Annotated in this window: 31 protein-coding genes; 25 read left to right on the top strand and 6 right to left on the bottom strand. The window is 34.6% G+C overall.

Features of this window, described 5'->3' with window-relative positions:
• Positions 1-128 precede the first annotated feature (128 nt).
• From acoA to lpdA, 4 genes are read left to right on the top strand one after another with little or no spacing between them, the layout of a single operon-like run.
• Complete coding sequence (acoA, locus tag ABH957_RS12320; RefSeq protein ID WP_404511330.1) at positions 129-1,127, top strand: acetoin:2,6-dichlorophenolindophenol oxidoreductase subunit alpha; 999 nt, start codon at positions 129-131, stop codon at positions 1,125-1,127.
• Between the two features lie 17 nt (positions 1,128-1,144).
• Positions 1,145-2,179, top strand: a complete 1,035-nt coding sequence (acoB, locus tag ABH957_RS12315) for an acetoin:2,6-dichlorophenolindophenol oxidoreductase subunit beta (protein WP_002168235.1) — start codon at positions 1,145-1,147, stop codon at positions 2,177-2,179.
• A gap of 27 nt (positions 2,180-2,206) precedes the next feature.
• Positions 2,207-3,406: a dihydrolipoamide acetyltransferase family protein gene (locus ABH957_RS12310; RefSeq protein ID WP_404448813.1), complete on the top strand. Its 1,200-nt coding sequence runs from the start codon at positions 2,207-2,209 to the stop codon at positions 3,404-3,406.
• Positions 3,407-3,421: 15 nt separating this feature from the next.
• Entirely contained in the window at positions 3,422-4,801 is a 1,380-nt protein-coding gene (gene lpdA / locus ABH957_RS12305) for a dihydrolipoyl dehydrogenase (protein WP_404511328.1), read from the top strand.
• Positions 4,802-4,969: 168 nt separating this feature from the next.
• On the opposite strand, the gene ABH957_RS12300 is transcribed toward lpdA, so the two are convergent.
• Complete coding sequence (locus ABH957_RS12300; RefSeq protein ID WP_000914462.1) at positions 4,970-5,563, bottom strand: hypothetical protein; 594 nt, start codon at positions 5,561-5,563, stop codon at positions 4,970-4,972.
• A 205-nt stretch (positions 5,564-5,768) separates the two neighbouring features.
• Here ABH957_RS12300 and ABH957_RS12295 point away from each other — a divergent pair, with 205 nt between their 5' ends.
• Complete coding sequence (locus ABH957_RS12295; protein ID WP_404448817.1) at positions 5,769-6,425, top strand: DUF4085 family protein; 657 nt, start codon at positions 5,769-5,771, stop codon at positions 6,423-6,425.
• Positions 6,426-6,474: 49 nt separating this feature from the next.
• On the opposite strand, the gene ABH957_RS12290 is transcribed toward ABH957_RS12295, so the two are convergent.
• Positions 6,475-6,966, bottom strand: a complete 492-nt coding sequence (locus ABH957_RS12290; protein ID WP_060751402.1) for a hypothetical protein — start codon at positions 6,964-6,966, stop codon at positions 6,475-6,477.
• Positions 6,967-7,219: 253 nt separating this feature from the next.
• Between ABH957_RS12290 and ABH957_RS12285 the strand changes: the two genes are divergently transcribed.
• From ABH957_RS12285 to ABH957_RS12260, 6 genes are all read left to right on the top strand, one after another.
• Positions 7,220-7,990 carry a DeoR/GlpR family DNA-binding transcription regulator gene (locus ABH957_RS12285; protein WP_113936323.1) on the top strand — a complete coding sequence of 257 codons (771 nt, stop codon included), beginning with the start codon at positions 7,220-7,222 and terminating at the stop codon, positions 7,988-7,990.
• A gap of 12 nt (positions 7,991-8,002) precedes the next feature.
• Positions 8,003-8,599 (top strand): GNAT family N-acetyltransferase, encoded by a 597-nt coding sequence (locus tag ABH957_RS12280; RefSeq protein ID WP_404511326.1) that lies wholly within the window; start codon positions 8,003-8,005, stop codon positions 8,597-8,599.
• On the top strand, positions 8,572-8,910 hold the full coding sequence (locus ABH957_RS12275) for an NIPSNAP family protein (RefSeq protein WP_002127705.1): 339 nt from the start codon (positions 8,572-8,574) through the stop codon (positions 8,908-8,910). The genes ABH957_RS12280 and ABH957_RS12275 overlap by 28 nt, the downstream gene beginning before the upstream one ends.
• Positions 8,911-9,224: 314 nt before the next feature.
• On the top strand, positions 9,225-11,075 hold the full coding sequence (locus ABH957_RS12270) for a sigma-54-dependent Fis family transcriptional regulator (protein ID WP_113936325.1): 1,851 nt from the start codon (positions 9,225-9,227) through the stop codon (positions 11,073-11,075).
• 115 nt (positions 11,076-11,190) lie between these two features.
• Entirely contained in the window at positions 11,191-11,436 is a 246-nt protein-coding gene (locus ABH957_RS12265; protein ID WP_000873838.1) for a DUF3977 family protein, read from the top strand.
• Positions 11,437-11,457: 21 nt separating this feature from the next.
• The gene (locus ABH957_RS12260; RefSeq protein WP_002136675.1) at positions 11,458-11,697 is read left to right on the top strand and encodes a DUF3953 domain-containing protein; all 240 of its coding nucleotides are present in this window, start codon (positions 11,458-11,460) and stop codon (positions 11,695-11,697) included.
• Positions 11,698-11,744: 47 nt separating this feature from the next.
• Here ABH957_RS12260 and ABH957_RS12255 read toward each other — a convergent pair whose 3' ends face one another.
• Positions 11,745-12,356, bottom strand: coding sequence for a TetR/AcrR family transcriptional regulator (locus ABH957_RS12255; protein ID WP_404448823.1), 612 nt, complete (start codon positions 12,354-12,356; stop codon positions 11,745-11,747).
• A 159-nt stretch (positions 12,357-12,515) separates the two neighbouring features.
• Between ABH957_RS12255 and kynU the strand changes: the two genes are divergently transcribed.
• The 5 genes from kynU to ABH957_RS12230 all read left to right on the top strand — a co-directional run bounded on the left by kynU (position 12,516) and on the right by ABH957_RS12230 (position 16,995).
• On the top strand, positions 12,516-13,802 hold the full coding sequence (kynU, locus tag ABH957_RS12250; RefSeq protein WP_404511324.1) for a kynureninase: 1,287 nt from the start codon (positions 12,516-12,518) through the stop codon (positions 13,800-13,802).
• Between the two features lie 2 nt (positions 13,803-13,804).
• The gene (gene kynB, locus ABH957_RS12245; protein WP_002032714.1) at positions 13,805-14,434 is read left to right on the top strand and encodes an arylformamidase; all 630 of its coding nucleotides are present in this window, start codon (positions 13,805-13,807) and stop codon (positions 14,432-14,434) included.
• Positions 14,435-14,467: 33 nt separating this feature from the next.
• Positions 14,468-15,307 (top strand): tryptophan 2,3-dioxygenase, encoded by an 840-nt coding sequence (gene kynA / locus ABH957_RS12240; protein WP_000661975.1) that lies wholly within the window; start codon positions 14,468-14,470, stop codon positions 15,305-15,307.
• Positions 15,308-15,433: 126 nt separating this feature from the next.
• Complete coding sequence (locus ABH957_RS12235; RefSeq protein WP_404511322.1) at positions 15,434-16,351, top strand: serine hydrolase domain-containing protein; 918 nt, start codon at positions 15,434-15,436, stop codon at positions 16,349-16,351.
• Positions 16,352-16,371: 20 nt separating this feature from the next.
• Complete coding sequence (locus ABH957_RS12230) at positions 16,372-16,995, top strand: Pr6Pr family membrane protein (protein ID WP_215575840.1); 624 nt, start codon at positions 16,372-16,374, stop codon at positions 16,993-16,995.
• Positions 16,996-17,061: 66 nt separating this feature from the next.
• Here the strand turns inward: ABH957_RS12230 and ABH957_RS12225 are convergent, their stop codons facing one another.
• Positions 17,062-17,394: a DUF3889 domain-containing protein gene (locus ABH957_RS12225; protein ID WP_002147449.1), complete on the bottom strand. Its 333-nt coding sequence runs from the start codon at positions 17,392-17,394 to the stop codon at positions 17,062-17,064.
• Between the two features lie 144 nt (positions 17,395-17,538).
• Here ABH957_RS12225 and sleB point away from each other — a divergent pair, with 144 nt between their 5' ends.
• The 6 genes from sleB (at position 17,539) to ABH957_RS12195 (ending at position 21,984) form a co-directional block, all read left to right on the top strand.
• Complete coding sequence (sleB, locus tag ABH957_RS12220; RefSeq protein WP_113936330.1) at positions 17,539-18,318, top strand: spore cortex-lytic enzyme; 780 nt, start codon at positions 17,539-17,541, stop codon at positions 18,316-18,318.
• Positions 18,319-18,333: 15 nt separating this feature from the next.
• Positions 18,334-19,674, top strand: coding sequence for a germination protein YpeB (ypeB, locus tag ABH957_RS12215; protein ID WP_404453646.1), 1,341 nt, complete (start codon positions 18,334-18,336; stop codon positions 19,672-19,674).
• Positions 19,675-19,700: 26 nt separating this feature from the next.
• Positions 19,701-20,297: a YhcN/YlaJ family sporulation lipoprotein gene (locus ABH957_RS12210; RefSeq protein WP_215599564.1), complete on the top strand. Its 597-nt coding sequence runs from the start codon at positions 19,701-19,703 to the stop codon at positions 20,295-20,297.
• A 104-nt stretch (positions 20,298-20,401) separates the two neighbouring features.
• Positions 20,402-20,758, top strand: a complete 357-nt coding sequence (locus ABH957_RS12205) for a hypothetical protein (protein WP_404511320.1) — start codon at positions 20,402-20,404, stop codon at positions 20,756-20,758.
• Between the two features lie 27 nt (positions 20,759-20,785).
• A complete protein-coding gene (locus tag ABH957_RS12200; RefSeq protein WP_113936332.1) occupies positions 20,786-21,283 on the top strand; it encodes a GNAT family N-acetyltransferase in 498 nt (165 codons plus the stop codon).
• 164 nt (positions 21,284-21,447) lie between these two features.
• A complete protein-coding gene (locus ABH957_RS12195) occupies positions 21,448-21,984 on the top strand; it encodes a DUF1697 domain-containing protein (RefSeq protein ID WP_404511318.1) in 537 nt (178 codons plus the stop codon).
• Between the two features lie 41 nt (positions 21,985-22,025).
• Here ABH957_RS12195 and ABH957_RS12190 read toward each other — a convergent pair whose 3' ends face one another.
• Entirely contained in the window at positions 22,026-22,430 is a 405-nt protein-coding gene (locus tag ABH957_RS12190) for a hypothetical protein (RefSeq protein ID WP_215575837.1), read from the bottom strand.
• A 209-nt stretch (positions 22,431-22,639) separates the two neighbouring features.
• On the opposite strand from ABH957_RS12190, the gene ABH957_RS12185 reads away from it, so the two are divergent.
• Complete coding sequence (locus ABH957_RS12185; RefSeq protein ID WP_002013097.1) at positions 22,640-23,809, top strand: ParM/StbA family protein; 1,170 nt, start codon at positions 22,640-22,642, stop codon at positions 23,807-23,809.
• A gap of 11 nt (positions 23,810-23,820) precedes the next feature.
• A complete protein-coding gene (locus ABH957_RS12180) occupies positions 23,821-24,156 on the top strand; it encodes a hypothetical protein (protein WP_404447617.1) in 336 nt (111 codons plus the stop codon).
• A gap of 219 nt (positions 24,157-24,375) precedes the next feature.
• Here ABH957_RS12180 and mleBCA read toward each other — a convergent pair whose 3' ends face one another.
• A complete protein-coding gene (mleBCA, locus tag ABH957_RS12175) occupies positions 24,376-25,233 on the bottom strand; it encodes a BCA family alpha/beta fold macrolide esterase (RefSeq protein WP_404447620.1) in 858 nt (285 codons plus the stop codon).
• Positions 25,234-25,469: 236 nt separating this feature from the next.
• Here mleBCA and ABH957_RS12170 point away from each other — a divergent pair, with 236 nt between their 5' ends.
• Positions 25,470-26,396, top strand: a complete 927-nt coding sequence (locus tag ABH957_RS12170) for an NADP-dependent oxidoreductase (protein WP_404490916.1) — start codon at positions 25,470-25,472, stop codon at positions 26,394-26,396.

Raw genomic sequence — 26,396 nt, 5'->3', positions numbered from 1 at the left:
GAGACAGATGTCTCATTTTGTCCACTTTTTTATTATGAAAGAAAAGAGAAAACCTATTAAATCAGGGATTAGAATTTGGCACAGTACTTGCAATATAAAAGATGAACAAGAAAATAGGAGGGCTGAACATGTTAAAAACAACTGAAAGTAAAGGGAATGAAATTACGAAAGAACAAGCTCGTTGGATGTATGAAAAAATGTTAGAGATTCGTAAGTTTGAAGACAAGGTGCATGAATTGTTCGCGCAAGGCGTTCTGCCAGGTTTCGTTCATTTATACGCTGGTGAAGAAGCAGTAGCAGTTGGTGTATGTGCCCACTTAACAGATAGTGACAGTATTACAAGTACGCATAGAGGTCACGGCCATTGTATCGCAAAAGGTTGTGATTTAAATGGCATGATGGCCGAACTTTTTGGGAAAGCGACAGGGTTATGTAAAGGTAAAGGTGGTTCAATGCATATTGCCGATTTAGATAAAGGAATGCTGGGTGCAAATGGGATTGTAGGCGGAGGTTTTCCACTTGCTTGCGGTTCGGCATTAACAGCTAAATATAAAGGAACGAAAGATGTAAGTGTTTGCTTCTTCGGTGACGGAGCAAATAATGAAGGAACATTCCATGAAGGGGTTAATTTAGCAGCGATTTGGAAGTTACCAGTTATTTTTATCGCAGAAAATAACGGTTACGGTGAAGCAACAACATTTGAATATGCGTCAAGTTGTGATTCCATTGCAGATCGAGCGAAAGCTTACAATATTCCAGGTGTTCAAGTGGATGGAAAAGATTTACTTGCAGTGTATAAAGCGGCGGAAGAAGCAGTAGAACGTGCGCGTAATGGCGGTGGCCCAACAATAATTGAATGTATGACATATCGTAATTACGGTCATTTCGAAGGTGAAGCGCAAACATATAAAACTTCAGAAGAAAAAGAAGAACATTTAAATGAAAAAGATGCGATTGTGCATTTCCGCAAGCATTTAATTCATGAAGCTTTATTAACGGAATCCGAACTTGTGGATATGGAAAAGGCAGTAGATGAAGCAGTACAAAAATCAATTGAATTTAGTGAAAACAGTCCATATCCGGAAGATGAAGAATTATTAAAAGATGTATACGTTTCTTACAAATAAGAGGAGGGTGAAAAATAATGACTAGAACAGTAAGTATGTCAACTGCAATTAATGAAGCGATGAAAATATCAATGCGTCGTGATGAAAACGTAATTTTAATCGGAGAAGATGTTGCAGGCGGTGCACAAGTGGATCACTTGCAAGATGATGAAGCATGGGGCGGTGTACTCGGTGTTACGAAAGGACTTGTGCAAGAATTTGGTCGAAATCGTATTTTAGATACTCCAATTTCAGAAGCGGGTTATATGGGAGCGGCGATGGCAGCTGCTGCAACAGGTTTACGTCCGATAGCTGAATTAATGTTTAATGATTTTATCGGTAGTTGTCTTGATCAAGTATTAAACCAAGGTGCAAAGTTCCGCTATATGTTCGGTGGAAAAGCGAAAGTGCCAGTTACAGTACGTACGATGCACGGTGCTGGATTTAGCGCAGCGGCACAGCATTCACAAAGTTTATATGCGTTATTTACGAGCATTCCAGGTATAAAAGTTGTCGTTCCTTCCACTCCTTATGACGCAAAAGGCTTATTATTAGCGGCAATTGAAGATGACGATCCAGTAATCTTCTTTGAAGATAAAACACTTTACAATATGAAAGGCGAAGTACCAGAAGGGTACTATACAATTCCTTTAGGAAAAGCAGATATTAAACGTGAAGGTTCCGATGTAACAATCGTTGCAATTGGAAAACAAGTTCATACAGCACTTGCAGCTGCAAAGCAATTATCGGAAAAAGGACTCGAAGTAGAAGTAATCGATCCACGTTCTTTATCACCGCTGGATGAAGATACGATTTTAGCATCTGTTGAAAAAACGAATCGCCTGATTGTTATTGACGAAGCAAATCCAAGATGTAGTATCGCAACAGATATTGCGGCAATTGTAGCGGATAAAGGATTCGATTTGTTAGATGCACCTATTAAACGAATTACAGCACCACATACACCAGTTCCGTTTTCGCCACCACTTGAAAAGTTATATTTACCAACGCCGGAGAAAGTAATTGAAACTGTATCAGAAATGATCGGAGACCAATCTTTATTACATGTGTAATGAAACGATGAGAAGGGAGAGAGAAACATGGCTGTAGAAGTTGTAATGCCGAAGTTAGGTATGGCGATGAAAGAAGGTATTATTACGAGTTGGAATATTAAAGCAGGTGATAATGTAGAAAAAGGTGAACTAATTGCTAGTATTAACTCGGAAAAAATCGAAACTGAAATAGAAGCACCAGCTGATGGAACTGTTCTTGATATAGCTGTAAGTGAAGATGAGGGAGTGCCGCCAGGTACTGTAATTTGCTACATCGGTAAACCGAACGAAAAAGTAGAAGCTCATGAAAACATACATGTTGTAGAAGAAAAAGCATCTAATCCAGAACCTAAAAAGGTACAACATCCAGAACCATATGCGATAGATGTGACGAAGCAAAGAGTTAAAATATCTCCAGTAGCAAAGAAAATTGCAAAAACTGAAAATCTCGATATTAGATCATTAATTGGTACAGGACCTGGCGGAAGAATTACAAAGGTAGATGTATTAAAGGCGCTTGAAGAAAGAGTAGCAATTCCAGAAGTACTTGAACAAGAAGAAAGTAAAGTCATTCCTATTACTGGTATGCGAAAAGCAATTGCGAACCGTATGCATGCAAGCCTACAAAATAGTGCGCAATTAACATTAACGATGAAAGTAAATGTTACAGATTTAGTTGCTTTACATAAAGAAATAGCGGAAGTTGTACAAAAACGATACGATAACAAACTAACTATTACTGATTTCGTTTCTCGTGCTGTTGTATTAGCGCTTAGAGAGCATAAAGAAATGAACAGCGCGTATATAAATGATGCCATTCATCAATTTGAACATGTTCATTTAGGTATGGCGGTCGCGTTAGAAAAAGGATTAGTCGTTCCAGCTATTCGCTTTGCTAATAATCTATCTTTAGTAGAGTTATCTAAAGAGATTAAAAATGTGGCACAAAAGGCACGAGCAGGCAGTTTAAGTAGTGATGATATGCAAGGGACAACATTTACAATTAGTAATTTAGGTAGCTTCGGTATTGAATATTTTACGCCAGTATTAAATACACCTGAAACTGGTATTTTAGGTGTAGGTGCAATTGAACATGTTCCTGTATATAAAGGGAAAAAATTAAGAAAAGGAAGTATGTTACCTTTAAGTTTAACATTTGATCATCGTGTACTAGACGGTGCACCAGCAGCTGCATTTTTACGCACAATTAAACGTTATTTAGAAGAGCCTGTAACAATTCTTTTATAAAGAGAAGGTGAGAAAATGAGTAATTTAGTTGTTATTGGGGGCGGACCTGCTGGTTATGTAGCGGCAATTACCGCGGCTCAAAATGGAAAAGATGTCACTCTTATTGATAAAGCTGATCTTGGCGGGACTTGTTTAAATGTCGGTTGTATGCCTACGAAATCATTGTTAGAAAGTGCGGAAGTATACGATATTGTTAATCATGCGAATCGTTTTGGAGTATTAGTAGATAAGCAGAATATATCAATTGATTGGAAACAAATACAGACGAAAAAATCACAAATTGTTACGCAACTCGTACAAGGTATACAATATTTAATGAAGAAAAATAAAATAAAAGTTATACAAGGTAAAGCGAAATTTGAAACGGATCACCGTGTACGAGTTACACATGGTGATAAAGAAGATGTAGTAGTTGGAGACCAGTTTATTATAGCGGCAGGATCAGAACCAACTGAATTACCTTTTGCTCCATTTGATGGGAAGTGGATTTTAAATAGTAGTCATGCAATGTCCCTAGAAAATATACCAAAATCATTATTAATCGTTGGTGGTGGTGTAATAGGTTGCGAGTTTGCAAGCATTTATAGTCGTCTTGGAACAAAAGTTACGATTGTTGAAATGGCATCGCAATTATTACCTGGTGAAGATGAAGATATCGCACAAATTTTAAGGGAGAAACTAGAAAATGATGGCGTAAAAATATTTACAGGAGCGGCTTTAAAAGGATTAAATAATTATAAGAAGCAGACTTCATTTGAATATGAAGGAAGTATCCAAGAAGCCAACCCGGAATTCATTCTCGTTTCTGTAGGTCGAAAACCACGTGTACAAGAATTAGCTTTAGAAAAAGCAGGCATTCAATTTTCAAATAAAGGAATTTCTGTGAATGAACATATGCAAACAAACAGATCACATATTTACGCAGCGGGTGATGTGATTGGTGGAATACAGCTTGCTCACGTTGCCTTCCATGAAGGAACGACAGCGGCATTACACGCGAGCGGAGAAGATGTGAAAGTAAACTATCATGCTGTACCTCGCTGTATTTATACAGCTCCAGAAATTGCTAGTGTCGGTTTAACAGAAAAAGGAGCAAGAGAGCAATACGGTGACATCCTCATCGGAGAATTCGCATTTACAGCGAACGGAAAAGCGCTTATTATTGGAGAACAAACGGGGAAAGTAAAAGTTATTGTGGAACCTAAATATCAAGAAATTGTAGGGATTTCTATTATCGGTCCTCGTGCAACCGAACTAATCGGACAAGGAACGGTGATGATTCATACAGAAGTTACAGCTGATATAATGCGAGATTATATTGCAGCGCATCCCACTTTATCTGAAGCGATTCATGAGGCATTATTGCAGGCAGTAGGACATGCTGTACATGCTTGAAGGTAAAAAGACCAGTCTAATATGACTGGTCTTTTTAGTAAATAATATTTAAGTAGCAATATGTATAAAAAGATACTAGAAAAATCACTATACTCTCATGTTTTTTTAATCGATGAGAGTATAGTGATTTTGAAACTTCTTCACTTATTTAATTGAAATGCGCTGTTACTATTTAATTTCAATAGCTGAAGTTATATCGTTCCAATCTGCAGCTAAATTAGCAGTTTGACCATACCAATCAGAGTGTCTAAAGGAGACACCTTTTCCATATCCTTGAGTTGAAGAATGTTCCCATAGTGTTGTTGAATAACTTGCAGAAGGTGAAGCTGTACTTACAGAAGAAATTCTGTCGTTCCAGCTAGAAGGTAGGTTTTTAAAGCCACTGCTCCAATAAATATACTGTCCACCTTTATTTTGATGCTCATAAAAATCGGTACTACCAGCACCACTACCTAAAGGGTTAATTTGATTTTTAAGTGCCTTTTTATCCTTTTCAATAAAAGCATTCAATGTTTCTCTGCTAGTAAAGCCATAAGCTAACCAATCTCCATTTTCATTTTGCTTAGGTAGTACCATAGTAATTTGGATGTCTTTTTTTGATTGATCGCTTAATTTTGTGAATGAATTAACATTCTTTTCATCAACTTTTAAATAATCAAATGATTTAATTGTATTATCTTTTTCTGCAGCACTTACTACTCCTAATCCTCCAGTTAATGCAAAACCTGCTACTAATGTCCCTGCTACTAATTTCTTCAACATATAACCATCCCTTTTTGTTTAGATTTTTGTACATGTAAAATGTATTCTAATTTCGAATTTTTATAAATATTCTGAAGTTTTAGAAATAATAGGCGGAATATTTACAGTTTTGCATTTATTCTTTAGAAAAAATAGCTATTGGAATGATATAATAAATAGATATATTGCTTTTGTTGGATGTTAAAATGTTTTAGGAGGAAAGCCATTGCAGTATTTCAATAAAGATTGGTATAAAGAAATGCAAGTATCTGGATTTTTAATTTTCTCAGAAACATTAGAAGAATGGGAAGAGATTTTGCGAGAGAGCGAAAAGGTAGGAATGGATTATAAGAAAAGTTTGAGAGAAGACGTGGAAGAAAAGAAAGAAGATTTATTAAAGTTTCTACCTAAGTCACTACATCCATACATTCATGATAATACAATTAAGTCAGAATACCCATCAGAAAAGTTAAAGAAACTTATGCTTGATTGGACAGAAGATTATGAGAAAAGAATGAATGATTTAGAACAAGCTTATATAGATAATTATAATGCTATAAAAGAGAAGCTCGCGCAGAATGTCGTTCAACTACATGAATACTCACTACATGACAGTGTAGTCAAATCAGTAGAGAGAAGATCAAAAGATACGCTAATTATAACTTTAGATTGCAGTGGTACTTTCAGTGAATTTGACAAACTGGAAGTAACTTTTACAGGCGTAACGAAATGTTCTATTCCGGAAAATTTTGAAGGTGCTTGGTGGTTATATCATGAAATAGATCTTACTAATGAAGGTTTCGAATTGGGTGTTTTATTTGATTGCCCATTTGAAGAAGTGACGATTTGTGCAAAAGATATATTGTTTGAGAAAGGTAACTAGTAAACTTTATAACTTTACAAACAAAAAAACAGTCTTATATGACTGTTTTTTATTTAGATGCTAAATTATCAAGTTTCCAATATGTATCTGTTAACGGCGCAGCTTTGCTATCTATGTATAAATACATATTATTTAAATCTTTTGGAGAAGTTTTCATATTAAATACAATGTCGGTAGTTAAAGAAAACTCAGATGGAACCTTTTTAGCATTTTCATTTTGTATAAATTCACCTTCGTATTTTTCACCCGTTTTTTCATCTTTTATGAAATATTTTATTTCTGAAAGATCTATCGTTTGTCCGTCAGCACGAGCATTATTTATAGTAACGCGAGCTGTGAGACGCCACTCTTTGTCTATTTTATCGAATTTAGCATTTTCAACAGTTGCTCTATAGTATTCGTTTTTAAATATTTCCCCATAGTGCATTGCATTCTTTTCAAAAGCGCTCTTTTCTTGTTTTGGTGCAGTATTTCCACTACATCCTGCCATTATTCCTGTAAATAATAATGCTGTACAAGTTACTTTAATTATAGATTTCATAGTAATCCCTTTCTGTATTAAAAAGTAAAACATAGGAATAATTTTACATCAATAGGAAGATAAATGGAAGTATGTTTGTGGAATATGCAAATATACATTTATTTCGTTTTCAAGTTAATGGGATAAAAATAGAGAGAAAAACTGTATAAAGCTGAAGAAATAAGAATTGAAAATATTGTAAAACAGAAAAAACATGCATATAATTGAATGAGAAGGATTAAATTTCTGAATCTTCAATAACGGTGGTGGGAACATGTTTACTGAAGAGCGTAGAGAGAAAATTTTAGAGTTACTTAAGAAAGATGGAAGAGTAATCGCAAAGGATCTTGCGGAAAGTTTTGATATGTCTATTGATTCTATAAGAAGAGATTTGTCTATTATGGAGAAGGATGGTTTATTAAAAAGAACGCACGGAGGTGCAGTTGAACTTACGCGAGTGAGAAACTTAGTTGCCGAACCATCGAAACGTTATCGTGATGGTTCAATAGATGAAGATGCGATTGCGAAAGTTGCTGTATCCTACATACAAGAAGGAGATTCCGTTTTTATTGGCGGGGCTTCCATTCATTATGCCATGTTAAAGTATTTACCTGAAACATCATTTATAGTTATTACGAATGCTTTAGAAATTGCTAGTAAGTTACGAGAATATAAGAACATTGATACGTACTTAATTGGTGGAAAAGTGAAACCATCAGGAAATATGACAGATACACTGGCCTCTGAATTGATAAGTAGATTCTCTATTGATCTTTATTTCTCTACAGGTGGCGGTATTTCATTGAATGGTATAAGTACTGCGACACCGGAAGTTGCTTATTTTGGAAAAACAGTAAGTAAAATTGCTAGAAGAAATATTTGTTTAGCTCCTCATAATAAACTTGGAATAGACTGCTTTATAAAAGGAGAGTCACTGTTAGAAATTGACCTTATAATAACAGATGAAGGGGCTAGTAAAGAAACGATTCAACAATTTGAGAAACAAGGTAAAGAAATTGTAATAGCGTCAATAGACCTCATTTAAAAGGAGTTTGAAATGATTATAAAAGGACAAGAGTTTCATATAAATGGATTAACTTATACAGTTCGTTCTGCAGTTCAAACGGATGCTGAGCAGTTATCAGAAATTAGAGTTCAGATCGATGGCGAAACTGAAAATATGGATAGAGAAGCTGGAGAGGGGTTTATTGATAAGATAGGGTTCCAAAAAATAGTAAAAACAGATAGTGAAGAGATGAAGAATCTTTTTTTAGTTGCAGAAGTGCACAACCGAATCGTAGGATTTTCGAGATGTGAAGGATCAAATTTGAAGAGATTATCCCATAAAGTAGAGTTTGGTGTTTGTATTTTAAGAGAGTTTTGGGGATATGGAATGGGTAAGAGTCTATTGCAACAATCTATTCAGTGGGCTGATGAAAATGAAGTGAAAAAGATATCATTGCAAGTGTTAGAGACAAATGAAAAAGCCATCCAACTTTATAAAAAATTAGGTTTGGAGGTAGAAGGTATTCTAAAAAATGATAAAAAACTGTCGGATGGTAAGTATTATAATACGGTAGTAATGGGAAGGTTTACTGATACTTTTCATAAAAGAGTTGAAGAAGTATGTTTTACAGAAGGAAATACTATGTAGTAAAAAATGAATTCATAGAAATATTTAATGATCATTTCAATGATACTAATTTACCTAATCAAATAAAATATGGTTCTCGTTTAATAGGACGCTGGATGAAAGATAATAATGATGGTACGACTGAAGTATTTGCAATATGGGAATATGATAGTTATGAACAGTATAAAGAAATTGAATCAAAAATTAGAAGCGACAAGATACATGTTAAAAGAATACATGATTGGTATGAAAAACATGGCGGGAAAGAATATGTTTTACAGGAGTACATATTAGAGTTAAAAAATGAAGAGTTAGTATGTACTGTAAAGTGATAGAGGGGTGAGGAATAATGGGAATTAAAACAAAATTATATTTTAGTTTAGCATCCACCATTTTATTTGCAATAGCGGTGATAGTTTTCTTTATAAACGGCAATCCACAAAAGTGGTTTTGGTTATGTATTTTCTTTGCGTCCATTATACAAAATATAGTTCTACTAAAAAAGAATAAAGAAGTTCATTAAGATATTCAAATTATTAACATATTTGTGTCATCTTTCTAGTTGTATTGAAAACGCTTTTATTCAGTTTTATAATAAAAGTATGTTTTATAAATCTCCAAAACAATTAATAGGGGAGATGATACAATGTTAGCTTCACCGTTTTACTTACATACATGGAAAAAGTTTATGGATGAAGGAGTCCTTGATTCGAACCGTATAAACGAAAGAATTTCAGAGTCATGGCATCGATGTAAACAAGCAAATGTGAATCCTCATATGAATAAAGGTCAGAAAATTTTGTCTTCTGATATTTTTCAGGATCAAAAGAAAAAGAGTGAAATCTTCCTTGATATAGCAATACCTCAAATACAAAATATGAGAAAAACCATTGATGAACTGCAAATGATGGCATTATTAATTGATCCAGATGGTTATGTTCTATCATTAAGTGGAAATCAGCAAACGTTGAAACGAGCGAAACATATTAATTTTATTGAAGGTGTGAAATGGACGGAAGCAGCTGTTGGTACAAATGCGATAGGAACAGCGTTACAGATTGAAGAGGCTATTATGATAAGTGGTACAGAGCATTATTCTGTCGCATCTCATAGCTGGAGCTGTGCGGCCTCTCCGATTCATAATGATGACGGGAAATTAATTGGTGTTCTAGATTTCTCTTGTCCAATTGAGTTTTCACATCCATATATGCTCGGAATGGTAACTTCGATCGCGCATGCGATTGAACGTGAATGTAGTATTCGAGTACATCAAAATGAACTGCATTTAATCCATCGTTTTTTAGATGTAATTGACAGTGATGAACAAGTTGTTATTTGTAACCATCGTGATGTTATCGTTTCTGCGAGCAAGAGGGTTCGTGAACGAGTATGTAATTGGTCACGAATGAAACTTGAAGATTTAATGCACAATGGATTGAAACCTAAATTAGAGGTACCGGTATATAGTAATGATAGAATGATCGGGAAATGTATTTACTTAAAGGAAAATAAACAAGAAAATTTATTTTCTACTTACCCGTTTATAAACGGAATTACTTTCCCTGGAGTTATTGGGACAAGCAGCGTATTTCAACATACTTTAGAAGAAATTAAGCTTGTTTCACCAACTGACGCTAGTGTATATGTATGTGGTGAAACAGGTGTAGGGAAAGAATATGTAGCGAGAGCGATTCATGAAAATAGTCCAAGAAAAAATGGTCCTTTTATAGCTGTTAACTGCGGTTCATTACCGAAAGAATTAATGGAAAGTGAATTATTCGGTTATGCTGAAGGTGCGTTTACAGGTGCGCGGCGCCAAGGATATAAAGGGAAATTCGAACAAGCAGACGGAGGAACAATATTTTTAGATGAAATTGGTGAAGTGCCGCCAGAGATGCAAGTGGCATTATTGCGTGTTTTGCAAGAACGAACAGTAACCCCAATTGGTAGTTCAAAAGAGGTACCAGTAAATATTCGTATTATTACTGCGACACATAAAGATTTACTAAGATTAGTAGAAGAAGGGAAATTCCGTCAAGATTTATATTATCGTTTACATGTTTATCCGTTATATGTTCCGTCGTTAATAGAAAGAAAAGAAGATATTCCGTACTTCATACAACATTTTTGTGAACGAAAGGATTGGAATGTTGTATTTCCAAAGAGTATTTGTAATCAATTTTCACAGCATACATGGCCCGGAAATATTCGAGAATTATTAAATGTATTAGAACGCATATACATTTTGTCGCAAGGACGGGAAATATGCGAAAAACAAATCTCTTTTTTATTACAAACAATGATGGGAAATCAACATCAACTTGAATTGCAAGCAGAAAATAAAACGGAGCATACATTAAATTTCCGTGAAAAAATACAGCGTGATAGCATGATTGAAGCGCTAGAAAAGACGAACGGAAATGTTTCATTAGCTGCAAAACTATTAGCTGTGCCGCGCAGTACGTTTTATAAACGAATGCAAAAATTTAGGCTATAAAAGTAGATTTTTGTAATCTACTTTTTCTTTATGGGCTCACGTTCTGTCGGAATGTGCGCTTGCCAGGGAAATAATAGAATAATTAGAAAGAAGATTTCCTGAAGGGGGTTAGCATGTGAAGTATATTGAAATTGGAATCGGGAATAGGTGGTTCATTCGAACGGAAACCGAAAATAAAGATGGAACTGAATTCGAGGAACGAGGAATTATTAAACCAATTTATTTTGAGTCTTTATATGTACGGATTTGGTTTCGGAAAACGTGTTTTATTTTTGATACGAAAGAGGGCTTTAAGAAAGTAAGAAAAAGTAGAGCTGAGTATAAGTTTATTGTTGGGATGGTGAGTAGGTTAAAACAATAGAATCAAACAGGGGGTGTTTTTATGATTAGAATTATCACATTCATACTCGCTTTTATTATAATGGGCTATTCTATTTACAGTTGGAATGATGATTCGAAGCAAAGTATGCTCATTTTACAATTACTTTTAGGTTTTATGCTTGCCGGTATGGGGATACACAACGTTAAGAAGGATGAAAAAGAGAATAAGAATATGGGGATTCTGCTATTACTTACATCACTTTTTTGTATTATTGTATCGTTAATAAAATATTTTAAATAAACCGTTACTAAGCATATTGAGTAACGGTTTTTTGAGGTTATAATGTGCTATTTATATAACCCCGTCGTATACATTACCGTTAAAGTATGTACAATTTCTTCTAATTCTAGTTCTTTATCATTTTGCACGATTGTCCAAAGAAACGTTTCATTCATAGAGAACCAGCCGCATGCGACAATCTCTTTATTTAACTTAGTTCGTACTAATTCATTTTCCTGGGAATGAGTAATGTCTTGTATAATCCGTGTTACAAAGCGTTCGCGAATCTCATCCCATTTTTGACGTATTTCTTTTGAGGTTCTTATTGCTTCTTCAACAACTTGTAATATAGCTCTTTCTTCTTGTGCTAACTGTAAAAAAGCGCGCACTTGATTCTGAATCATATCTCGTGCTTCGGCCTTTGTTTGAGGTAAAAAAGAGCGATCAGCAATATCATAAAAGCGATTCATAACATCTTCCATCAAAACGATGAGGAGAGCATCTTTGTTTTTAAAATATACATATGCTGTTCCATAACCAGTTTCTGCATGTTTAATAATTTGCGTGATTGTAGTTTTCTGAAATCCGTTTTTTATAAAAATAGTATAACCGGATTGTAATAGTTTCTTTTTTGTTTCTAAGGAGCGGTATTTTCTTGTTGAAAGAGTAGAATTTTTCAAGGAATCACCTCTTTATACTGAAATATCTGAAAATATAATTGTATTGTAAAAGAAGTTCGTATATAAAGTCAACTGACATAATATCATTGACGTTATATCAATTCAAGTGATATATTTCAATTAGTTAGAATAAAAAGAAAATTAAAAGAAGGTGACACCATGTATAAAGAACCATTTCAACCAACTTATGAGTATGCGCTTGAATGTGATAAACATGATGAACTGAAAGATTTTCAATCTGAATTTTATAAAAAAGAAGGAACAATATATTTAGATGGTAACTCTTTAGGGTTGCTTTCAAAAAGAGCAGAGAAATCGTTACTTACATTGCTAGATTCATGGAAAGAGTATGGAATTGATGGATGGACTGAAGGAGAACATCCTTGGTTCTTCCTATCAGAAAAGCTAGGGGAATTGACTGCACCTCTTATTGGAGCTTTGTCAGAAGAGACGATTGTAACCGGCTCCACGACAACGAATATTCATCAAGTAATCGCAACTTTTTATGAACCAAAAGGGATTCGGACAAAGATTCTTGCGGATGAATTAACGTTCCCGTCAGATATATATGCGCTCCAAAGTCAAATTCGTTTAAAAGGATTAGATCCAGATGAGCACCTAATGAGAGTAAAGAGCAGAGATGGTAGAACATTAAATGAGGAAGATATCATTCATGCGATGACTGATGATATCGCTTTAATTTTATTGCCTTCTGTACTATATAGAAGCGGACAGATTCTTGATATGAAGCGATTAACAACTGAAGCCCATAAACGTGGTATTCATATTGGATTTGATTTATGTCATTCAATTGGATCTATTCCACATCATTTCAAAGAGTGGGATGTTGATTTCGCTATATGGTGTAATTATAAATATTTAAATGCAGGTCCTGGTGGTGTTGCAGGCCTTTATGTAAATAATAAACACTTTAATAGACTCCCAGGATTATCTGGTTGGTTTAGTTCTAGAAAAGATAAGCAATTTGATATGGAGCATTCATTAACTGCGGCTGACCATGCTGGAGCTTATCAAATAGGGACACCTCACGTATTAAGTACTGCACCATTAATCGGTTCTCTTGAAATTTTTAAAGAAGCTGGTATTGAAAAGTTACGTGAAAAATCATTACATATTACGAGATATATGCTTGATTTAATTGAACATGAATTAAAAGGCTTTGAATTTACAATTGGAAATCCATTAGAGGATGAAAAACGAGGCGGGCATATTTATTTAGAACATGCCGAGGCGGCACGTATATGTAAAGCGTTAAAAGCAAATGGGGTTATTCCAGACTTTAGAGCTCCAAATGGAGTTAGACTTGCGCCTGTTGCTTTATACAATACGTATGAGGAAGTATGGAATTCTGTACAAATCTTAAAGAACATTATGAAAAATGAAGAATATAAAAACTTTGAAAATAAGCGAGAGGTTGTGGCGTAAGCATGAAAACATCGCAGTGGATTGATATTTCACAACCGCTAAATAATGATATCGCGACATGGCCAGGGGATACACCGTTCTCGTATGAAGTTTCATGGTCAAAAGAAGACAGTGGTTCAGTAAATGTCGGAAAGTTAACGATGAGTATCCATACAGGTACTCATATTGATGCACCTTTTCATTTTGATAATGACGGTAAGAAGGTGTTGGATTTAGATATTCAAGTTTATGTTGGTCCAGCACGGATCATTGACGTTTCTAATCTTGAAAGCATCGGGAAAAAGGAATTAGAAAACTTTCATTTAGAAGGTGTAGAACGATTGTTATTACGTACATCTTCACATGGTAAAGCAAATGAATTCCCAGATGTAATCCCGCATTTACGCGCAGATATTGCAGCCTTTCTTTCTGAAAAGGGAATTCGTTTAATCGGGGTGGACGTACCATCTGTTGATCCTTTAGATGATAAAGAACTAGCAGCGCATCATCAATTATTTAAACATGGAATTCATATTTTAGAAAATGTCGTACTAGATCACGTAGTAGACGGCGATTACGAACTTATTGCATTACCACTTGCATTAACAGATGCGGATGGGAGTCCAGTTCGAGCTGTTATTAGACCAATATAAGTAGAAATGAACACAAAGGGGCGTTTGGCTAATATGAAAGAAAATGAAAAGGTAATTATGGAAAAAGGGATTCATACGGATTTTAAGGAGAATATGACGTACGGAGAGTATTTACAGCTAGATAGCTTATTATCTAGTCAACAAAGATTATCAGATCATCATGATGAAATGTTATTTATCGTCATCCATCAAGCGAGTGAGCTTTGGATGAAACTAATTTTACATGAATTGAATGCAGCGATTGAATCTATTAAACAAGATAAATTACCACCAGCCTTTAAAATGTTAGCACGTGTATCAAAAATTCAGTCGCAAATTATTCAATCTTGGGATATTCTTGCGACATTAACGCCATCAGAATATATTGAGTTCCGCGATTCACTTGGTCAGGCTTCAGGTTTTCAATCGTATCAATATCGAATGATTGAATATGCACTTGGTTATAAAACACCACATGCATTAAAAATTTATGAAAAGGACCCAGAATTACATGCTCGTCTTCATAAAGCACTTCATGCACCAAGTTTGTATGATGTGGCGATACAAGCCCTTGTTAAAGAAGGATTTCCAATTCATAAAGATGTGTTAAATCGTGATGTTACGCAGCCTTACGAAGAGGATGCAACTGTAGAAGCGGCTTGGATAGAAGTATATGCGGACGTGCAGAAATATTGGGATTTATATCAGCTTGCAGAGAAATTAATCGATATTGAAGACTGGCTACAACAATGGCGTTTCCGTCATATGAAAACGGTAGAACGAATTATTGGTCATAAAATGGGAACAGGTGGCTCTTCTGGCGTATCTTATTTAAAGCGAGTGCTTGATCAATGCTTCTTCCCAGAGCTTTGGAACGTTCGAACGAAATTATAAAAATAAACTTGTCAGCTATTAAATGCTGGCAAGTTTATTTTTTTGTTTTAATAACAAATATGATTTAATAGAGAGAACGAGATGAACTACAAATATTACATAACCGTTTAGATGGAGGAAGATTTCTTGAATTTCGAGCAATTACAAAATAAATTTGAAAAGAAAAAGGTTAATACATTTCTTGTTTATCAAAAGGGGGAATTAACGACTGAGTACTATAAAACGATAGACTGTGCAAATGACTTATTTAAAATTAATTCGATTACAAAAAGTATCGTATCTATATTAATTGGTATCGCAATTGATAAAGGATTTATAAATAATATACATACACCAATCACAACATGGATTCCCAATGTACCGGAGAAAAAAAAGGAATTAACACTGTATCATTTATTAACGATGACAACAGGAGAAGATTGGCAAGAATTCGGCAATGGGGTTGTTTTCCCAAATGACTTTGTGGAATCAGACAATTGGGTGCAATACATTTTAGAAAAGCCGTTCATTGAAGAAATGGGTACGAAAATGAATTATAATTCAGGTTCTTCTCACTTACTTAGTTACATCATTCAAGAATCAACTGGAATGTCGACGGAGCAGTTCGCGAAAAAGTATTTATTTGATCCATTAAACATTACGGAATATGAATGGCAACAAGACCCGCAAGGTGTATATGTCGGGGGATTCGGTATGAAAATGAAATCTATAGATTTATTAAAGTTAGGAAAATTATGTTTGCAGAATGGATATTCGAAGGGAAATGAAATTATATCATCGAAATGGTTAGAGCAATCAAGTACAGCTCTATTTGAAACGTATGAACATGTCGGGGCATATGGATATCACTGGTGGGTGTTAAATAACGAAAGATTTCACATACCGTATTGTGTGTATTTTGCTATGGGATACGGAGGGCAATACATTATTATCATTCCACAGTTAGAGATCGTAGCAGTAATTAGTAGTCACATGCCTAAACGTGGCCTCGTACCATTAAAGTTATTTATAGAGCATATAAAAGAGAATTCCAATCATAAATAAGAAGAGACAGGAGGTGTTTTATGAGAAGTGCAAAAATGATAGCGATATTAAGATTGTTTTTAAGTCTTTTAGCGTTTAGTGCACTTGTTACTCAATTTGTTACAAGAGCACAAGTGAAACCGTTCAATCCAGTTAATTTTTTTAGTTACTTCACAATTGAAAGCAACATTTTAGTGGCGGTAATTCTTCTATTAAGTAGTTTAGGGACAACCCTATTTGGACGTTCGGAGCAGTTTGGAGTTCTTCGAGGTGCAGCTACAGTATACATACTGACTACAGGGCTTATTTATTTTTTGTTATTAAGGGGATTAGAAGAGTCACTTCAAACACCAATACCGTGGGTAAATACTGTGCTTCATTACATCATGCCATTAGCGATGATTTTAGATTGGGTTATAAATCCACCTACGAAGACCATTACATGGAAACAGGCTGCGAGTTGGCTTGTTTTCCCGCTTTTATATGTTGTCTATAGCTTAATACGAGGTCCATTCGTTAATTGGTACCCATATCCGTTTTTAGATCCGAGAATAGGGGGATATGGTAGAGTGTTTTTATATAGTATAGGGATAGCAGTTGTTATTGGAGGTATTTGTGGATTGGTGAAAATGTTAGGGAATCGATCTTTAAGTTTAAAACAATAACTTTCATTATTAAATGTGTATGAATAAACCCCTCTGTTTTAAGTAAAACAGAGGGGTTTATTTGTTCTACCGATTTGTTTTGTGAAAGGACATCTTTAAAAATTTCTCTGTTTTCGTATCGAATTCTACATCAACAAAAACACCATATTCTTTCCCACCTTCACGCAGCCACAGCTTAAATTTTTCAACTGTTATTTGAACAGTTTTTGGTTTTCTACCTATATGAAGGTAATCAATAATCTCTGCTTTCGGATATTGTTCTTTCGTTTTTTCAACGGCCAGTTTACCCCATTTTGCATAGGGTGGCTGTGCGTGAACTATAGATGGACCAGTATATATAGTTGAACATGTTGTTATTAAAAAAATTATAAATGCTGTGCGTGCGAAGAAATGCCTCATAATAAGCTCCTTTTGTCTTTTTTTATATTATTTACATATTTCTTTAAGCATATAAGTTTGGATTTTTTTGTCTTCTTTACATAAAAACGAGGGTTTTACAAAACATAACCATGAAATCATTTCCGTAATTAAGGAGGGAAATACATGCGTCAAAAAGCTGTTTTCAAGATAGCGATTTTGCTTGTATTTGTGGGACTATCTTTGATGGTCAGTAGTATACAAACCAAAAATGTAGAAGCCTTTTCTAATCAAGTGATTCAAAGGGGAGCTTCTGGAGAAGATGTCATTGAACTGCAAACTCGTTTGAAATATAACGGATTTTATACGGGGAAAGTTGATGGTGTTTTCGGATGGGGTACATATTGGGCACTTCGAAACTTTCAGCAAAAATTCGGATTACCAGTTGATGGTTTAGCGGGTGCTAAAACGAAGCAAATGCTTGTAAAGGCAACGAAGTATGATAAGTCGACCGCTAATAAAGATACTACAACTAATAAAGGGAACAGTGGTGGAGGTACACAGGAAAATAAGCCGCCAAAAAGTACAGGGACAAATGTTCCAAACGGTTATTCTCAAAATGACATTCAGTTAATGGCAAACGCTGTATACGGAGAATCCCGTGGTGAGCCGTATTTAGGACAAGTTGCAGTAGCTGCGGTTATTTTAAACCGTGTCACAAGTGCATCATTTCCAAATACTGTTTCAGGAGTAATCTTTGAGCCGAGAGCATTTACAGCAGTAGCAGATGGACAAATATATTTAACGCCAAATGAAAATGCGAAAAAAGCCGTATTAGATGCGATCAATGGATGGGACCCAACTGGGAATGCATTATATTATTTCAACCCAGATACTGCGACAAGTAAATGGATTTGGACTCGTCCACAAATTAAAAAAATTGGTAAGCATATTTTCTGTAAATAGAGCGGAGGTGGAAACATGTTACGAGGTATTATCATCGTATTGTTAACAGTAGGTGTAGTCGGAACAGGGTATTGGGGCTATAAAGAGCATCAAGAGAAAAATGCAGTATTAATTCGAGCGGAAAATAGTTATCAGCGTGCGTTTCATGATTTAGCATATGAAGTTGATTTATTACACGATAAAATTGGAACAACACTGGCGATGAATTCACGTTCCTCATTATCGCCAGCTTTAGTAGATGTATGGCGTTTAACAGCAGAGGCTCGTTCTGATGTAGGACAATTACCTTTAACATTAATGCCATTTAATAAAACGGAAGAGTTCCTTGCGAATATCGGTGATTTTAGTTATCGTGCAGCGGTTCGTGATTTAGAAAAAGATCCGTTAAATGATCAAGAATATAAAACGTTACAAGGTTTATATTCAAATGCAGCAAATATACAAGATGAACTGAGAAAAGTGCAGCATCTTGTATTGAAAAATAATCTTCGCTGGATGGATGTAGAAATGGCTCTTGCGTCAAACCAAGACCCAGCAGATAACACAATTATCGATGGATTAAAGACGGTAGAAAAGAATGTAACCTCATACTCGTCCACAAACTTTGGACCGACTTTTACAAGTGCACAAAAGAATAAAAAAGGCGGATTTGAGGCAAAAGGAAAGGCGATTTCGAAAGAGGAAGCGGAAAAAATCGCGAAATCATTTTTAAACTTAAAAGGGAATGAAAAAGTAGAAGTTGAGAAAAGTGGAAAAGGTGCAAAAGAATCATTTTACAGTGTGAAAATTCAAGATCCAGCAACGAACAATGAGTATTATATGGATATTACTGGAAAAGGCGGATATCCAATTTGGGTAATGAACAACCGAGAAATTAAAGAGCAAAAAATTAGTTTAAATGATGCAGGAAGTAAAGGATTAACATTTTTAAAGGATCACAAGTTTACAAATATGGAGCTGTTTGATAGCTCTCAATATGATAATATCGGTGTGTTTACGTACGTTGCAAGTGAAAATGGAGTGCGTATTTATCCAGAAGCAATCCAAATGAAAATTGCTTTAGATGATGGGTCGATTGTTGGTTTTTCCGCAAAGGAATATTTAGCATCACATCAAAAACGAACGATTCCGAGTGCGAAGCTAACCGCTGCTGAGGCGAGAAAGAAAATTAACCCCGATGTAAAAGTTATGGAAGAACGTAAAGCTGTAGTAGTAAATGACTTGCATAATGAAGTACTTTGTTATGAATATATTGGTACTTTAGGGAAAGATACGTACCAAATTTTTATTAACGCAAATAGCGGTGCAGAAGAAAAAGTGAAGAAGATGCAAGCTGTTGAGAAAATTTATGATTAAACATCAATGATAAAGTGGTGAAAATAATGAAAATCATTATATATATGTTAATGCTTTGTTTCGTTATTACTGGATGTAGCATTGGAAAAAAAGACAATCCTAATGAAAAGCCAGAACAAAAAAATGTCTCGATGAAAAATGTTACGTATACAAATAAATCAAATAAGCCAAATGAAAAAGCAGCTGATCATCTGGCATCTTTAGCTGCAAGTATACCTGGTGTAAACGATGCGACAGCAGTAGTAGTTGGGAAGTATGCTGTTGTAGGTATTGATGTGAAAGCGAAACTTGATCGAACTCGCGTTGAGTCAATTAAGTATTCTGTTGCAGAGAGTTTGAAGAATGACCCAAACGGTGCAAATGCAGTCGTTGTTGCAGATCTCGATACGTATGAACGACTAAAACAAATAGGGAAGCAAATTAAAAAAGGTAAAACTGGTGAAGGTATACTTGATGAATTAGCAGCAATTGTTGGCCGAGTAATGCCGCAAGTTCCAAATGATATGATTGAAAATAGAGAAACGAATCCGATTAAAGATAATGATAAACAATTACCAAAAGATGAAGAACAAGAACTACGAAAAGAACAAGAAGATCAGTCAAATAACCATTTGAAAAAATAGTGAAAACCCCGTACTAAATTGTACGGGGTTTTTCTGTAAGATTAAATATTCAGTTTATTTTCAAGGGAATATATGGTTTAATAATGAGGGGAGGGACAGCCGTTATGATTAAAAAAAGCGCACTCATATTAGGTAGTTTATGCATAGGTTTTAGTATGACAGCGTGTGACCAGAGGAAAGAAGTGAAGAAGAAAACAGCTATGTCTTCTACTATAACGGAAAATAAAAAGCAAGAGACCATTAATATAAATCATTTCTCAAATATTAATGAAGGAATGACTTATTTAGAAGTGAAAGATTTAATCGGTTTTGAAGGGGATTTACTCATAGAAGAAGGGGAAGAACATTCTACACGAATTAAGCAAATTTTTGCTTGGAAAGGAAACGATCCAAAATCATTTGCTAAAATAACATTTTTGGATGGAAAAGTGCATTCTAAAACACAGCAAGGTTTAAGTTAATAACTTGAAGGAATGGGAGAGTTAAGCATGAACATACATACAGGGGAAATACAATTAGTGCCGTATAAGGAGCAATATAAAGAGATAATACAATCATTTACTTTACCAAGTGAACAAGTTCAATTTACGGCGAATCCAGGTGAATTACTGGAGAAAGCGAAAAATGATCGAACGAAAAATGTAGTTGTTATTTTAGACTATAACGGAGTACCTGTCGGTGTATTTATATTACAAACAGGTGATAGGGTACAGGAGTTTACAGAAAATAAGGATGCCCTACTTTTAACTTCTTTTTCCGTTAATCACAATAAACAAAATAAAGGATATGCTAAAAAATCATTGGCGTTATTACAAGACTTTGTAAAATATTATTATCCAGTAAAAAATGAAGTGATTCTTGCTGTAAATGAAAAAAACATTCCGGCACAAAAGTTATATGAGAAAGTTGGATTTCAAGATAAAGGGTTTAGAAGAATGGGACCAATTGGACAACAATTCATATTACATTTGCCTATAACGAGATAATGAGATAACAAAGCTTACTCTTGAAAAAAATCATGTAGTAAGTTTTTTAATTTGAGATATTTTCCGTACATGATATGTTAGATGTATTAAAGTAAGTATTCGAGAATCATGAAGGTGCAAAACAATTCGATTGTTAAGCATGTAAATACGTGAGGGGTAAGCATATGACAATTTATATTGCACTACTACGGGGAATTAATGTAGGTGGACATAAAGTAATCAAAATGGCAGATTTGAAAATAGTGTTTGAATCAATAGGGTTAAAAAGAGTGAAAACATATATTCAAAGTGGAAATGTAGTGTTTGAGTCAGAAGAAGAGATAAGTTTTTTAAAGGAACGAATTGAATGTGAAATTAAGAACGTTTTTGATTTCAATGTTCCAGTCATGTTACGAGCAAATGATGAATTTATTAATATTATTAAAAAGCGTCCTTACGAGACCCATTCGTTATTAGAAGGAGAAAGTGTACATGTGGCCTTTTTAGCTAATCCACTTTCTGAAGAAGACAGTAAGCGGTTACTTATGTACAAAAGTGACATAGAAGACTGCCATATCGAAGGAAGAGTAGTGTATTTATTTTTCAAAAAAAGTATTCGGAATTCTAAACTAATGAACCAGTTTCAAAAATTACATACGCCAGCTACAGTAAGGAACTGGCGGACTGTGAATAAGCTGAAAGCAATAACAGAAGGTATTTAAACATAAAAAAGTGGTTTTCTAAATGCAGAAAACCACTTTTTTTATTTATATTGTTTGGCGACAATGAGTTCAACAATAGGGAAAATAAGAAAGGAAGAACAGAGTGCAATAAAGAGTGGAAGGTTTTTTACACCATCCAAATTGGAACCCATAGAAAATCCTTCCGAGCAGAGTAATATAAGGAACATAACACCTACAAGCACAAAATACGCGATTTTAAAGCTTTTATAGGTAATTTGTTGTCCCATCTCATCTTGACTTTCTTCCGATACTCCGTTTGGATCTCCCCATGTAATATGATTTATTAAATTACTAAGTATTAAAGAAGCAGCGAAAATAGTCCCGCCCAAAATTGAACCTTCAGTTATGTATTTGTATGTGCCATGTACAAGTATAACGATTAAAGATAAAGTTATGATTACAAAAATAATTTTTTTAGTATTCAATATATAATTGCACCTCCACTTTTGTAAAAAACTATTTACATCCATAGTATAAAATTGGAAAAGCTTCATGTCAAACGTTTTTTACATATGAAGTGAATGTTTAGGATGTTTTATTTTTGAGATAAATAAAAAATTACAATACATTTGAATGTAAAAGAATGGGCTCGCATATATTTGGAAGGGATGTCAGATTAATTTAGGGGGTAGTTATGTCTATTCTTTTAAAAGCGGGTGCAGATGCAGGAAATAATGGTTTGAAGTTAATGGTGAAAGGGCAGGAACCTATTTTTATTCCGAGTATTTATTCTTTATATATAGGTGAGTCTACGGGGTTGTTAGATGAGGGTGAAGTTTCATCGTCAGAATTAGAGAATCACATTGATGTGACCATTAGTTCTCCATCGCTAATGTTAAATAATGTACGATACATCGTTGGAGAAAAAGTGATTCAAGATCAATTAAAAGGTACTGAAGTGGAGAAGAAATCAAATAAATCTACTGATGAATTAATGGTCATTACAATCCTTTCAGGTTTAGCGATAAGTGCTATGCGTCAAAGTCCAACTTCAAGTCATATTAATATTCGTTATGATTTATCTGTTGCTCTTCCAATGCAACTTATTACACAGGAAATTGCTGCTGAAAATGCGAAACGGTATATGGGTAATCACAAGGTCATATTCCATTATCCAAATGGACGCGATGTTACGATTAATGTTTCTATTGAGTTTTGTAAATGTCTACCTGAAGGCGCTTCTGGGACGTGGGGGATTGTATATGATGAGGAAGGAAATGTTGTGAAACATAAAATAGAATGTGAACAAAATCAAGTTTCAGAAATTGATTTTGTAGATAAAACTTTATTGTCTTTTGATATTGGCGCGGGGACAACGGAAGAAGTTGTTTCATTAGGGGTAAATTTCCGTCCGCAATTAAGTAAAGGATTATCGTACGGTGTAAAAGAAACGTTACTACAAATTATTACGAGATGGAATCGGAAATATCCTACGAAAACAATTGATAGCATTACAGAATTTAACCAAATTTATTTAAATGAAAAGCACCCAAGAAATGCATTGTTAGTTGAGGAATCGCAGCCAGCATTTTTAGGTTTAGCAGCACGTGTCGCAACGGATATTATTAACAAAATTGATGATATGAAAGACGATCCATATGTATTTATTTATGGTGGGGGCGCAGTTATTATTAAAAATAGCTTAAAAATGATTTTGAAACAAAAAGGACGCTTGAAAAATGTGATCTTTGTAGATAACCCGTTATTCACCAATGCTCGCGGGTTATTAGTATATACATGTTCGCCAAAATATAGAGAGCATAAGCAAAAAGAGTTAGGGTTTACAAACTTAACGATAAGTTAGTTGGTGGAAGTATGCGATCTAGGCGATATAAACGTGGTGATCGAGTGAAAATTAATATTAATAAATCAGTATCGCCTGAAATGATTGCTTGGCTTAATAAACAATCTAATCCAACTAATTTCTTTTTCTTTGCGGCCCAGCAATTATTTAAACAAGTAGGAGATATTGATGTATCAAAAACCTTGCCAAATAGCCATGTTTTTTCTTTATATATAGAACCATCATCTCTATTAAAAGTTGAAATGAATCCATTTAAACACGTACCACTAGAAAATAGTAAATCCACCGAAAATGTAAAAAAAAAATCGTGGGAATCTGTTGACCAGTTAGATTGTCCATTTTTTTAAGCATAGAAAAATATAGGTAGAGCCCATCACTATACATACGAATGCAGTGATGGGTTTTTGATATTGTATCGTAATCTTTATAAAGTGAAACTATAATCAGTGGGGGTTTTGTTCATCCCCCACTGATTATTAGCCTTCACCAATCGGGTGTTTACTGCCCACAAATAGCGGGATAAATAGAAGGGGCAAAACAATTTGTGCCCCTTCTAATAGTTGTTCTTATCTTATACGGGATATATGTTCTGAAACTGCTTTAATAATTTTATCCCAGTCATCGGGATGAATCTCGTGCCCTGTACCTTCAAGGGATAATAGCTTTGAGTTCGGAATTTCATCAATAAGTGCGAGTCCATGTTCAAGTGGAAGAGCTGTATCGTCCGTACCGTGAATTACTAAAGTAGGTACTAGTAACGACTTTAGTATACCTTCATAAGAATCATCACCTGTAAGGAGGGCGTGATTAAACATACTTAATAGATTGTTAGCACGTTCTATTTCTTGCTTTACTTGTTTTAAAGTTCTTGCTTCATCAAATATACGCTTTGATCCACAGAGTAGACGTGATCCTGTAATTAAATATTTCGCTATAATATCTTTATTTGTCCAATCTAAATTTGCACCATTAGCATGATGTGTCAAAATTCTTTCATCCATTGGAGGCAAATCACGAGTATTGTTATCAGATCCAATAACGCTTGTTGCTAGTAATGTTAAGGTCAAAATTCTTTCTGGGTGTTTTACTGCAGCAATTTGAGCAATCATACCTCCTAATGACATGCCAAAAAGGTGTGCCTTGTCAATATGATACGCATCGAGTACTCCGATTGCATCTTCAGCCATGTCTGCTACAGTGTAATTGAAAGTCCCAGGCTCATATGTAATAGAGCGACCAACATCACGGTTATCATAGCGAATGACAAATCTTCCTGTGCTAGCTAACCTTTCACAAAATTCTTCATCCCAATAAACCATTGAACACGTAGCTCCCATAATTAATAATATTGCTGGGTTATTAGGATTGCCAAAGCTTTCTGTACATATATCGATACCGTTTACTTTGAAAACTTGTTCACTCATAGCACACTCTCCGTTTCATTTAAAGGTCATTAATAAATAAAGAGAAATATAACTTTGGGTGTTTCTTAGGCGTAAATTAGATTGTATTTAAGTGAAATAAATGTTTTTTGCACTCATGATGCTTAATTAGTAGAGTAGCATAAATATCACCTCCTAACATATTTATTGTCATCCAAGGCGGAAAATTTTGAAAAATAATTGTTTGTTATTACAATAAACAACAAGGGGGAGAGGAAATGAAAGCAATTGTTATTGATCAATATGGTAGTGTTGAAGAATTACAAGAAAGACAAGTTCCTAAACCAGTTGTTAAATGTAATGAAGTATTAATACGTATACAAGCAACATCTGTCAATCCTGTTGATTGGAAAATAAGAAAGGGAGAATTACAAGAGAAGCTGCAATTTTCATTTCCAATAATATTAGGTTTAGATGTTGCTGGAGTAATTGAAGAAGTTGGAGAAGATGTGGACCATTTCAAAATAGGAGATAAAGTGTTTACGAAACCAGAAAATATAGGGAAAGGCTCCTATGCTGAATACATTACAGTGAAATCAGATTTAGTAGCACATATGCCAAATAATATTAGTTTTGAAGAAGCTGCGTCTATACCTCTTGCAGGACTAACAGCTTGGCAAAGTCTTGTTGATTACGCACAAATAAAAGAAAATGATCGAGTATTAATTCATGCTGGAGCGGGCGGAGTAGGTAGTTTTGCAATTCAAATCGCAAAATCATTTGGCGCCTTTGTCGCTACAACTGCAAGTAGTAAAAATGAAGAGTTTTTAAAGTCTTTAGGTGCTGACCTCATTATTGATTATAAAAAAGAGAAATTTGAAGAGCTGCTATCAGATTATGATATTGTGTTAGATACAATCGGCGGAGAAGTACAAGAAAAAAGTTTTCAAATTATTAAATATGGTGGTGTTCTAGTTTCTATCGTTCATGAACCATTTCATGAAGTAAAGGGCATAAAATCAGGGTTCTTATGGTTAAAACCAAGTGGAAAGCAATTAGAAGAATTAACTAGTTTGATCCAGGATGAAAAGATAAAACCGATTATTAGTAAGGTTGTTCCGTTTAGTGAACAAGGAGTTAGAGAAGCTCATATTTTGAGTGAAAGTCAGCATACTAGAGGGAAAATTGTAATTACGATGGAATGA

This window comes from Bacillus sp. RC242, from assembly GCF_044908245.1.
Lineage (GTDB): Bacteria > Bacillota > Bacilli > Bacillales > Bacillaceae_G > Bacillus_A > Bacillus_A mycoides.
This window is presented reverse-complemented; position numbering and strand designations above follow the sequence as displayed.

Excerpts from the sequence above, each read along its gene's own strand:
- acoA (WP_404511330.1), top strand. The coding sequence starts at position 129 with ATGTTAAAAACAACTGAAAGTAAAGGGAATGAAATTACGAAAGAACAA.
- acoB (WP_002168235.1), top strand. The coding sequence starts at position 1,145 with ATGACTAGAACAGTAAGTATGTCAACTGCAATTAATGAAGCGATGAAA.
- ABH957_RS12310 (WP_404448813.1), top strand. The coding sequence starts at position 2,207 with ATGGCTGTAGAAGTTGTAATGCCGAAGTTAGGTATGGCGATGAAAGAA.
- lpdA (WP_404511328.1), top strand. The coding sequence starts at position 3,422 with ATGAGTAATTTAGTTGTTATTGGGGGCGGACCTGCTGGTTATGTAGCG.
- ABH957_RS12300 (WP_000914462.1), bottom strand. The coding sequence starts at position 5,563 with ATGTTGAAGAAATTAGTAGCAGGGACATTAGTAGCAGGTTTTGCATTA.
- ABH957_RS12290 (WP_060751402.1), bottom strand. The coding sequence starts at position 6,966 with ATGAAATCTATAATTAAAGTAACTTGTACAGCATTATTATTTACAGGA.
- ABH957_RS12285 (WP_113936323.1), top strand. The coding sequence starts at position 7,220 with ATGTTTACTGAAGAGCGTAGAGAGAAAATTTTAGAGTTACTTAAGAAA.
- ABH957_RS12280 (WP_404511326.1), top strand. The coding sequence starts at position 8,003 with ATGATTATAAAAGGACAAGAGTTTCATATAAATGGATTAACTTATACA.
- ABH957_RS12275 (WP_002127705.1), top strand. The coding sequence starts at position 8,572 with ATGTTTTACAGAAGGAAATACTATGTAGTAAAAAATGAATTCATAGAA.
- ABH957_RS12270 (WP_113936325.1), top strand. The coding sequence starts at position 9,225 with ATGTTAGCTTCACCGTTTTACTTACATACATGGAAAAAGTTTATGGAT.
- ABH957_RS12260 (WP_002136675.1), top strand. The coding sequence starts at position 11,458 with ATGATTAGAATTATCACATTCATACTCGCTTTTATTATAATGGGCTAT.
- kynU (WP_404511324.1), top strand. The coding sequence starts at position 12,516 with ATGTATAAAGAACCATTTCAACCAACTTATGAGTATGCGCTTGAATGT.
- kynB (WP_002032714.1), top strand. The coding sequence starts at position 13,805 with ATGAAAACATCGCAGTGGATTGATATTTCACAACCGCTAAATAATGAT.
- kynA (WP_000661975.1), top strand. The coding sequence starts at position 14,468 with ATGAAAGAAAATGAAAAGGTAATTATGGAAAAAGGGATTCATACGGAT.
- ABH957_RS12230 (WP_215575840.1), top strand. The coding sequence starts at position 16,372 with ATGAGAAGTGCAAAAATGATAGCGATATTAAGATTGTTTTTAAGTCTT.
- ABH957_RS12225 (WP_002147449.1), bottom strand. The coding sequence starts at position 17,394 with ATGAGGCATTTCTTCGCACGCACAGCATTTATAATTTTTTTAATAACA.
- sleB (WP_113936330.1), top strand. The coding sequence starts at position 17,539 with ATGCGTCAAAAAGCTGTTTTCAAGATAGCGATTTTGCTTGTATTTGTG.
- ypeB (WP_404453646.1), top strand. The coding sequence starts at position 18,334 with ATGTTACGAGGTATTATCATCGTATTGTTAACAGTAGGTGTAGTCGGA.
- ABH957_RS12210 (WP_215599564.1), top strand. The coding sequence starts at position 19,701 with ATGAAAATCATTATATATATGTTAATGCTTTGTTTCGTTATTACTGGA.
- ABH957_RS12205 (WP_404511320.1), top strand. The coding sequence starts at position 20,402 with ATGATTAAAAAAAGCGCACTCATATTAGGTAGTTTATGCATAGGTTTT.
- ABH957_RS12200 (WP_113936332.1), top strand. The coding sequence starts at position 20,786 with ATGAACATACATACAGGGGAAATACAATTAGTGCCGTATAAGGAGCAA.
- ABH957_RS12195 (WP_404511318.1), top strand. The coding sequence starts at position 21,448 with ATGACAATTTATATTGCACTACTACGGGGAATTAATGTAGGTGGACAT.
- ABH957_RS12185 (WP_002013097.1), top strand. The coding sequence starts at position 22,640 with ATGTCTATTCTTTTAAAAGCGGGTGCAGATGCAGGAAATAATGGTTTG.
- ABH957_RS12180 (WP_404447617.1), top strand. The coding sequence starts at position 23,821 with ATGCGATCTAGGCGATATAAACGTGGTGATCGAGTGAAAATTAATATT.
- mleBCA (WP_404447620.1), bottom strand. The coding sequence starts at position 25,233 with ATGAGTGAACAAGTTTTCAAAGTAAACGGTATCGATATATGTACAGAA.
- ABH957_RS12170 (WP_404490916.1), top strand. The coding sequence starts at position 25,470 with ATGAAAGCAATTGTTATTGATCAATATGGTAGTGTTGAAGAATTACAA.